The sequence below is a fragment of the Paenibacillus sp. BJ-4 genome, assembly GCF_020404765.1.
Lineage (GTDB): Bacteria > Bacillota > Bacilli > Paenibacillales > Paenibacillaceae > Paenibacillus.
In genome coordinates, this window is record NZ_JAIVEM010000135.1 from 111,775 (window position 1) to 122,165 (window position 10,391).

The following is a 10,391-nucleotide window of genomic DNA, read 5'->3' on the forward strand; positions in this document are numbered from 1 at the left end:
ATTTTTGCTTGCGGTACCCACATGGTCGGATTAAAGGCGTAAAATTATTGAAGGAGCTTGCGTTTTGCACGCTCCTTCAATAATTCATACCTACTGCCAATGTTTTATGTCAAACGTACCTATACCTATAACTCCCGAGATTTCTGACCCTGTATGTGTTGTTATCCGCTTGGCGCGGGGGAGAAATCCTTGATCAAGAACCGTGGTTTCTATAGCAGGTAAGAATATGTCAATCCCTCCGGTCCCGCAATGAACATTAATTCGCTCCCTACCTGTTAGTTCAGTCCAGCCCAATGTAGCGCTTCCTCCTGTCAGCCGGATATCCGCATCACCACGAAGCTCATTCATTGAGACATCTCCAGTACTTAACTTTATCTGTACGTTAGAGGACTCTGTAATCCCGGCCACCTCTCCGAATGTACCCTCAACATTGATGGTGCCCCGTCCTCCATCTAAAACTAGAACTCCGGCCGTGAATTTAGCTTGTACATTCGTTTCTAGAGGTACATGAACCTCTATGAAGATTTTTTGATTCTGTCCCTGTTTCCAATATGATCCCAAGTTACTTCCCTCGAACAGGAATGTACCGCCAGAGCAAATTCGTTGAGGAAGCAGATGTTTTTCGCCGGAAGCCACAAAGCTAATCTCTTTCTCTGCATCAAAACAAATCAACATATTTCCGAGTGTATGGACATCAATACGAAACTCAGTAATCCCTATTGCTGGAAACCGTTGATTGATCTGAGCATTCTTGATGGCTCCTTTAGGAAAGGTCTGAAGAGATTTAGGCATTCTCAATACCATATGTTTCACTCCTTTGTGAGACGTGATCACAAGTGTTCCACGTCCTTACTCAGTACACATATTTCCTATCTGTCTGTATTGTATTTGAACGAAAGCTCCAGATCTTTGGCAATTTCCTGCTGAATTTTCAAAACACTCTGAATATGAGCTTCCGTTGTTAACGGATTTGCCAAAATAACCCTTAGTACGACAACAGATTTCGGCATCCCTTCAATTCCGCACAGCGTTGTCCGGGAAACGAACGAATCCCCCTGCTGGCTTTGCATTTCTTGAAGGAGCTCATTGAAGCGATTAATTCGGTCGTGCTCTTCAGGACGCAGGGTACAGCTTCGTACAGCCTCGCGAAGGGATGCAGGAATGTAACGATAAGTTAAAATATTGATTTCTGGCTCGCCAATCAGCTCGAAGGCTGGATGACTAGCCAGCAGCTTAGCCATCCAGTGAGTTTTTCGGATACCTTCATCCAACAAATAGCCATAACCTTCACGCCCCAGTAAATAAAGTCCCGCATGCATATACACTGACATCGCTGAACGGGAGCCTTCCATCGAGTGACGTCCCAAATCCAAGGAACCACCTCGTAGGATATATCGAGCTGTTTTCTCAATCCGAGCCGCAGCATGTGGATCTTTCATCAATAGTATCCCTATACCCATGGGCAAATACATCTGTTTGTGTCCATCAATGGTTACGGTATTAGCCCTTTCAATTCCACGAAGTTTACGGGCGTGTACATCCGACATAAGTAGCGGACCTCCCCAAGCAGCATCTACATGAAAGTGAATATCTCTCGTTCTGGCCAACTCCGCCATGCCTACCAGCGGATCAATTGCTCCGCTCTCTGTTGTACCTGCAATGCCTATTAATGCGAGTATTCGATCTCCCCGTTTTTGGCAAGCCTTTATTTCCTTCTCAAGCTTTACCAAATCTATACGGCCGCGGGAGTCGCAATCAATCCGGATTACTCCGTCACTACCCAAGCCTAGAACATCGGCAGCCTTATCAAACGAGTAATGCATCAAGGATGAGCCTATAATAACGCCCCGCTGGTACCCATTTTTATGTAATGCGAGGGCGTAACCATCCCGTTCCACGTCGGTATCTTGGTTATGCAACGCCACGTTGCGTGCAATCCACAAGGCAGTCAAGTTGGACACCGTCCCCCCCGAAGTCACAACCCCCAACGTGCTTGATAGATTTTGCCCATGTTCGGTGTAAAAAGATTCACAACGGCTGTACACCAAGCGATGCATAAACGCAAGTGTTTGACGCTCAAGCACTGTAAATGACTTGGATGTTTCCACCTTCACCACGTTTTGGTTTAGTGCTACTAAAAGGCGGCTAAGCGGTCTGAAAAATATTGGCAACGCTGAGGTCATATGGCCGATAAAGTTGGGAGAAGATGTATTGATACAATGGTGTACGACTTCTCGAATCAGATGGCTAATGTACTGCTCTGGGTGTACCGGAACCTCAGGAATAATTATTTCTTGTCCCATCAGGGGTATAAGCTCTAATTCCGTATCCGATGTAACACTTGGAGCGCCGTGCATTTCGTTAATTACGTCCGTGATGAGCCTATCCATCTTCTCCTCCAATTTATGTTGCTCTGCAGATGGCTCGAACACTGAACGTAAATAATCACCGATTTCGTGAAACGACTGGTTAAATATAGGCTCCATCATTTCTCACCCTCCCTAATACCCTAACTTTCTTCCATTTGGTTGTGGCAAGAAAGCTGTCTCGACAAAATAAGTAAGGTAGGTATTCATCAAACACCTGTCCAGTTTCGGACAAGTTACATCGCTTTCCTTCAGACCCTGTATCAGATGGGTAGTGTCATAGCGAACTTGGAATTCTGACATACCGTCATTCCATCCGCTTTCCAGAAGCGGCAGAATTGCATTCGTTGCTTGGCTTGAAGAGCAAGATGCCGTCTGATGGATCTGTTCGTACCAAATCTCGTACGGTACCTTCTTAAGATCATATCCGTAGTTTACAAGAGTCTCGATTACCTCATCCCAGGTGGTTCGCGTCGGATTCAAGAGATGATATACACGCCCGTCAGGAATCTGGGTACCTGACAAATAGATAATTGCTTCCGCTGCAAAGTCAACCGGAATGATTTCCATCTCAGCTTCCATATTGGGGATTAGCCCCAATTCTATAGAGGCCTTGATGATCAGCCACATAAAATCGTTTGTTTGACAGTGGCCCATGTGGCTATCTCCCCATATCCGTCCCGGACGATAAATCAGGGTCGGTAGTCCACAGCGAGCCGCCTCCATCACTATACGCTCCGCAACCCATTTGCTCTGCGTATATCCAAGTTTAAGATCCTCAGGATGCTCCGGAATATCCATTTCCGACAATACTCCATTCTGGATATCTTGGTCCGAAAACACGTGCGTAGTCGAGATATAATGGAGCGTCTTGAAGCGTCCAATATTCGCCAGTCGTATCATTTCCTGAGTTCCTAGCACATTCGCTGCTTTATGCTCGACATATGGCGCAATGAAATGGACCATACTGCCATTGTGATAAAGGGCATCCATCTCCTCGGCCAACCGATCAAAAGCAGCTTCAGACAACCCAAACCTTTTGAGACCCAAATCACCAGCGAACACTTTTATGCGTTTCGAAGCTGATTCTTCAAGCAAGCCGTACTTTGCGAGATTTGATTGCAAGCGCTGTGCAGCTTCCTCCTCGGTGCGTCCACGTACAAGACAAAAGATATTCGCCGAAGTGTTTCGAAGCAACTGACGTAGTAGGAAAGCTCCAAGAAATCCTGTCGCTCCCGTTAGTAAAATGTTCTGCACAGGTCTGTGCTCTTTACTGACCGAATCAGGATTACGAATGCCAAACGGTAGCTTACAGTCATTCCATAAATTTAATTGCGAAAAAGACAGCTCTTTCTCACCGTTCTGGATTGCTTCAAATGCCTTCGTCATCCACTCTACGGTAGGCGTTTCAAACAGCACTCGTAGAGGAACTTCGATGTTAAGCTCGTCATGCAGCTTGAAAATAAGCTGTGTGGCAAGCAAAGAGTGACCACCCAGTTCGAAAAAATTATCTGTGACTCCAACTTTAGGAATGCCCAGCACGTTGCTCCAAAGTTCAGCAATCCGCCGCTCCAACGCTGTACGGGGTTTAACATAGGAATTTTCCAATTCTGGGCGGTTGCGTCCCGGAGTAGGCAAAGCCGCCCTGTCAACTTTGCCATTAGAAGTAAGTGGGAACACACTCACTGGTACGTAGGCAGTCGGAATGAAATAATCTGGGAACTGTTCCTTCATCAAGATACGCAGCTCCGACGGCAATCCACCAGACGTTTTAATCTTCACAGGCCTGTTTGCATAATGACTCCAATCTTCGGTCCCTTGCGTACTTTTATTCCTAATTTTAACGATCTGATTTTTTAAAAAGAGGTTCCTGTGAGTACAGATTACATCGAAATAATGTTCCAGACCTGACCCTGCCCAGTGGATTGAAATATCGTAAGGAAGTGTACGCTCCAATACAACAAAATCCATAGGATCTGCAGCATCTTCCCCCACGTTTTCTAGCAAATTCCGAAGTCTGACATTGGGCACGCCCCTGATAGCGACAGTTTCCACACCTTGCTCCGCCAACTTTTGCAGTGTGTTCTCTGACTCCTGAATAGAAGTCCATGACAATGTTAATGGCTCTACCTTCTGTATCTCCGGAGAATTCACACGCAATAAAACATCATAGCGGAACCGCGTCAACTCGTTCCATTGATTTCCGCGTTTCCATTGAATTTCCGCGTGAATTAATTGAGGATTTCTCTGTACCAATTCTACAAATAGTTGGGGGTCAAGGATCAGTTCATGCTCACGCTTCATCCGATCATTAACCCGTATGCTTTGTTCTTTTGCTGTCAACGGAAACCGAGCCTTGAATTGCTCCACTGAAGTATAAAAAGTTTCCAGCAGCGGCAAACTTCGTACATCCCCAATAAACACCGTACCGCCAGGACGAACAGCTCTCACTGCGGCATCAAGTACATCAAGGAGATATTCAACACTAGGAAAGTATTGAATAACCGAATTAAGTATGACCAGATCGTAAGAGCCAGAATCAATTCCCTCCATGTTGTGGGCAGGCTGGTGCTGGAGCCTTACATGGGGCATGCTCTTTGTCAGCATCTCCAAACGCTGTATGGCTTTTAATGAAATATCGGTGCCCATATAGTGCTCACACATCGGTGCTACTTGGAAAAGAAGCAGTCCCGTTCCACAACCCAGTTCCAACACACGCTTCGGCTTCAAGTCGAGCAAATGTTTGACCGTCGCTTCAACCCATTCCCGCATACAATCCGCTGAAAGAGGCTGACCGTCATACAAGCTGTTCCATCCGGTGATATTGAATTCGACGGCTTCCTCCGAAGATCCACTCTCGTAGGTTTGATCAAATACATTTTCCCAGTGTTTGGTTAATTCCACATCGCCGTTATCCGTATTTTTCTCGATAATATAGGCAACAAGCTGCTTATTTCCCATCGCATCCGATTTTACGTCAACTACAGCATCTTGGATGGCAACATGCTTCTTAATTGCTGCTTCAATTTCACCCAGTTCAATGCGGAATCCTCGTACTTTAACCTGAAAATCGTTACGTCCAAGAAACTCCAGTTCACCTGCGGGTGAGATTTTGGCTTCATCGCCAGTTTTATAGAGTATGGTGCCTGGGGTGTTGGAGAACGGGTTCGGAACGAATTTCTCTGTGGTTAATTGGGGCCGATCTAAATATCCCCTTGCAACGCCTGCGCCTCCTACATAAATCTCTCCAGGTATACCTATAGGCACTAACTCGCGGTTACGGTCTAACAAATATAAGCTCAAGTCGGGTAAGGGAACCCCAATGAGGCTGTTTCTCGCTTCGAGATCAGCCAGTGTTAGCGGTTTGTATGTGACATGTACCGTGGTTTCAGTGATGCCGTACATATTCACCAATTGCGGCCGGACATCCCCATGTCGGTCAAACCAAGATTGGAGGGTATGCATTTCCAATGCTTCTCCGCCAAAAATGATATAACGCAAAGAATTGAGTTTCGTTGGCTGATGTCCCTCGTCATACTGAGACAGTTGTCGAAAAGCGGAAGGCGTTTGACAAAGCACTGTTACTCCTTCGGAATGCAAAAGAGCATGTAAATTCTCTGGCGAACGGCTAACGAGGTAAGGAACAACTATCAGCTTGCCTCCATAGAACAGAGCTCCCCACATTTCCCATACAGAAAAATCGAAAGCATGCGAATGAAAGAGCGTCCATACGTCGTGCTGGTCAAACTCAAACCAATTATGCGTATTATCAAACAAGCGGACTACATTTCTGTGTTCTACAAGCACTCCTTTCGGCTGGCCAGTGGAACCGGAAGTATAAATAACATAGGCTAGTTGTGAAGGATCTGTTTCAAAACCTATTGGAGCCTGGCTCTCTGCGTCTACATCGAAATCATCCACAGTAACGGTCCGCACATTGAGATCAAGAAATGTGCTGAGAAGTGGGGTCTGTGTGATCATCAGGGACATATCAGCATCATCAACAATATAAGCGATACGCTGCTTCGGATAAGCAGGATCAAGTGGAACGTAGGCTCCACCTGCTTTGAGCACAGCCAAAATGGCAATGATAAGATCAAGCGAACGCTCCAGATATAAACCGACACGAACTTCAGCTTTCACTCCTAATCGCCGCAACTGGCGTGCTAGGGCGTTTGCCCTCCCATCAAGTTCAGCATAGGTCAGCGACTTGTCCTCATGCACCACCGCGACAGAATCGGGATATAGACAAGCAATATGCTCAAAACGTTCATGTATGATGCTTGTTACTGTGTGCGTCTCCTTCTCTTTATCATTTTCTTCTTTCCCCCATGCTAGTAACCAATTTCTCTCCTTCTCCGGTAATATAGCCAGATGCTTTACAGGCTCAACAGGATTGGACAAAATACTATCCATCAATACCTGCAGGTGAGCTGTCATACGAACGATAGTACCCTCATCAAATAATTCAGTCGAATATTCGAAGAACCCAACTAGTTTTCGGTCGGACTCTGTAAGCGAAAGCAGAAAATCAAAGGGTGCCATCCCGTTGTGCACGGTTATGGGGGTCAACTCTAGTCCTCCCAAATCTGTCTTCAGAATTGGCGTGTTATGAAAGACAAAGCCCGTCTGAAAGAGAGGTGAGGATATGCTCAGATCTCTTTCAGGGTGAAGAACTTCCACCAGTTGTTCAAATGGAACATCTTGCCGGGCATACGCTTCTAATGCCACACTTTTTACTTGACGGAGAACGGTCTGAAAATCGTCGTCGTCCCCAATCTGTGAACGTATGACGAGCGTATTTACAAAAAAACCAATCAACCCCTCAATCTGTGCCTGATTTCGATTAGCAATCGGACAACCGATTGAAATGTCTGCTGATCCTCCATATCGAAAAAGAAGAACTTTTAGTACCGAAAGCAGTGCCATGTAAAGCGTAGCTCCATCTTCCTGAGCGAGATAGCGCAAGCCCTCAGTTCGTGCTTCAGATATTTCAAAATAATACCGGGCTCCTTGGTAAGTCGGCACAGTTGAGCGAGCCCGATCATACGGTAAGTTTACATCGGATCGCAGACCTTCGAGCTGACGACACCAGTAGTCCAGTTGCTCCCGGTATTCTCCGTTCTCCATTCTCCTGCGCTGCCACGTAGAGAAATCCCCATACTGAATAGGCAGTGCCAGCAAGGGAGAAGGTTTACCTTGGGAAAAAGCTTTATATAGTAAAGCAAGCTCCTGATGGAATACCCCCAGCGACCATCCGTCAGAAATAATGTGGTGCATGCACATCACAAGAAAGTGAGCTTCCTTCTCCAAACGTATCAATCGTACACGAAAAAGCTGTGGAACGGTCAAGTCAAAGGGGCATTTTACCTCTTCTGAGATCAATCGTTCAGCTTCAACTTCCCGTTCAGTTTTAGAGAGTAAGCTTAAATCCGTGATTGGCAGCTTAAAGGTCCCAATATTATCAATTTCCTGATAAGCAATAGCGTCACGAACAACAAATCGGGTGCGGAGCACCTCATGCCGTCGAATAATCTCACAGACCGCCATTTGCAGTGCTTTTATATCCAATCTTCCACTCAAGCGCACGGCTCCCGGAATATTATAGACAGGTGTTCCCGGGACTAATTGTTCCAAAAACCATAATCGTTGCTGAGCAAATGAAAGCGGAAGCGACTCATTCCGATCACGCGGCTTCATTTCCCCAGTGGAAACTTTTCCCTTTTTCCATTTTTCAAGTAGAGCTCGCTTGGCATCCGATAGTTTGCTGCCAGATAGCGATAAACCTTCATTTTCCACCTTTTGTCATCCTTTCCATTTCACGATCAGAGCCGCTATAAAAGTTGGCTGGCTTGTTCCTCGGTCATCGTTTCTAGCTTTTCAATTAACATCAGCTCGATCGCCTCTGCAATCTCTGCCACTGTCGGATGTTCGAAAAAATACTTTAATGGAAATTCGATAGGAAATCGACTGTTCACCCAGGAGATCACTTGTGTAGCGAGCAAAGAATGTCCCCCAAGACTAAAAAAATCATCATGAACGCCGATCGGAGCAACTCCGAGTAAGTTAATCCAAGCATCTGCAAGCTGCTGCTCCAGCTCATGGCGAGGCTCCACTATGGGTACAGGCAGTACCGGACGAGGTTGAAGCAGCGGTTGCTCCCTATCCAAATCTGCCTGCTCTGCTTTCCAGTTTTGGAAAGCGTAATTGTGCCGAGTGGTGAAATCGGACGTTGAAACAAGATAATGATGTACATTTCCACTCGTCATTAATTGAGACCATACATGAGTCCCTTCCTGTGGGCGAATAGCCATTCTGCCCAGCTCTCCTCCTCTTTTTTCTAGCTCAGGTGCTGTATCCGAACTCCAAGCGTCCCAACCGATATAATGCCAAACTGAATCCGTCTGCTCATTATGCCTGCGTACAAATGCTTCTGTATAAGCCGCTGCGGCAGCATGTATTGACAAACCTAACCCTCCGAGCTTGGAGGCGATAGAGGATTGGATAAAACAATATTTGGGATGATGTTGTACCAAAGCACGTTCCAGTTCGTTCAATCCCTTCACCGTACGACCAAGTTCGGATTCCACTGTTGCGTAATTCAGATCGCTCCCGGCCACAAAATTAATTTCTTCCGAAGACCAGTCTGTATAAACAACCCCGATAATGTTTCCGTACAAAATCGCAGCTTGAGCAATGGCTTCCGTCAATGCCCCCTGCACTTGAAATTTAACTGGGATAAAATGAACCTCTGCTCCCTGCTCTTCTAGTTTTAAAGCTTGGGACGCTATGTGCTGAGTATTATCCGCTACATTCATATGGTCTGCTTCAATTAATGGCGAATTGATTGAGTCAGCATTATCAAACGTATCATTCATCACGATTATTCGTACATGGCCTTGATTAGTCGGCTGCTGCACGAGATATTGAGCGAAGGTTTGCATTTTAGAGTCGAACGGACCAATCAGAAGATAAGTTGCAGATGAAGTCTGCACAATCCCCTTTTCCTCAACCATTTCCGTCAAAGGCACATATTCGACTGTCCACCGACGATTATTACGATAGATACGCGGAGCTCCTGCAGAGGCAGACACAAAGTCTTCCAACATGGAATCCGCCATTAGCGATGCCTGGTGACGATGGTTTGGCATCATCGCATCTACCAAGTGAAAAGCACCCTTTTCATGTTCTTGCATCCAGACGTTTCCAATCCCTGAGAGGATCATGCGCTTAGGTTGAACCTCGGTTTCACCTGCAATACTGTATAGTCCTTCAGTAACAATGCAAATATGGACAGGAATTTTGCACGTATAAACCTGCACTGCTCTAGAGAGCTGAAAAAAACCAGCCAGTCCACCAAAGTCAGAATCGCTTTCGCTCCATGAGCAGATGATGCGAATCAGAGGTTCATCAGAGGCCAAAGAATCAAAGATTTTTTCATAGTGTTCAGGGTTAGTCGGGTTCAGGCTATACAACTGATCGTCAATTTTTTCAAAATTTGATGCTGCACGAACGCGAACGATCGATTGTCCGGTACTTTCGAGCCTTTCAGCCAGCAAATCAATCCATCCATCATGTTTATCCTCAAATACCATCCATAAACAATGGCATTCCTCTGGATGCCACAAAGATAACGCTGTCTGACGGAGTACAGGCTCATATAGCCATTGTTCAGGCTCTAAGCGCTCTAAATCACGACCGCGCGCTAAGGTAGGCGCATTCTGAGACAAACGAGGTTCAATCCAATAGCGCTGACGCTCAAACGGATACGTTGGCAATTCTACCCGGTTACGCACCCGGGACTCGTGTAACGCTCCCCATCCGATGCTTACACCTCCGCTCCACAATTCTGCCACGCTTCTCAGCCACTGCCCACGTTCTCCGCCTCCGGTTTTGTACGTTGGTAATGTACGCATGCCCCTGTGCTCCGCTCCCCAGCAGGCCGACTGCCGCATCAATGTCGTTAATGTCTGCCCCGGGCCTAATTCTATGACTACCGCATTCGGATACCTCTTCAGCACCTGC

At 46.3% G+C, this 10,391-nt stretch carries 4 protein-coding genes and 2 pseudogenes; all 6 read right to left on the reverse strand.

Annotated features, from left to right (window positions below):
- Positions 1–90 precede the first annotated feature (90 nt).
- Complete coding sequence (locus LCF57_RS19455; protein ID WP_226002180.1) at positions 91–804, reverse strand: hypothetical protein; 714 nt, start codon at positions 802–804, stop codon at positions 91–93.
- A 65-nt stretch (positions 805–869) separates the two neighbouring features.
- The gene (locus tag LCF57_RS19460) at positions 870–2,489 is read right to left on the reverse strand and encodes an aminotransferase class V-fold PLP-dependent enzyme (RefSeq protein ID WP_226002181.1); all 1,620 of its coding nucleotides are present in this window, start codon (positions 2,487–2,489) and stop codon (positions 870–872) included.
- A gap of 12 nt (positions 2,490–2,501) precedes the next feature.
- On the reverse strand, positions 2,502–5,138 hold the full coding sequence (locus LCF57_RS28280) for a thioester reductase domain-containing protein (RefSeq protein ID WP_413232209.1): 2,637 nt from the start codon (positions 5,136–5,138) through the stop codon (positions 2,502–2,504).
- 156 nt (positions 5,139–5,294) lie between these two features.
- Positions 5,295–6,740: pseudogene (locus LCF57_RS28285) on the reverse strand (non-ribosomal peptide synthetase); the annotation flags it as partial.
- Positions 6,717–8,066: pseudogene (locus LCF57_RS28290) on the reverse strand (condensation domain-containing protein); the annotation flags it as partial. The pseudogenes LCF57_RS28290 and LCF57_RS28285, both read right to left, overlap by 24 nt.
- A 134-nt stretch (positions 8,067–8,200) precedes the next feature.
- Positions 8,201–10,391, reverse strand: a 2,191-nt coding sequence (locus LCF57_RS19470; RefSeq protein WP_226002183.1) for a phosphopantetheine-binding protein, incomplete at its 5' end; no start/stop codon positions are given.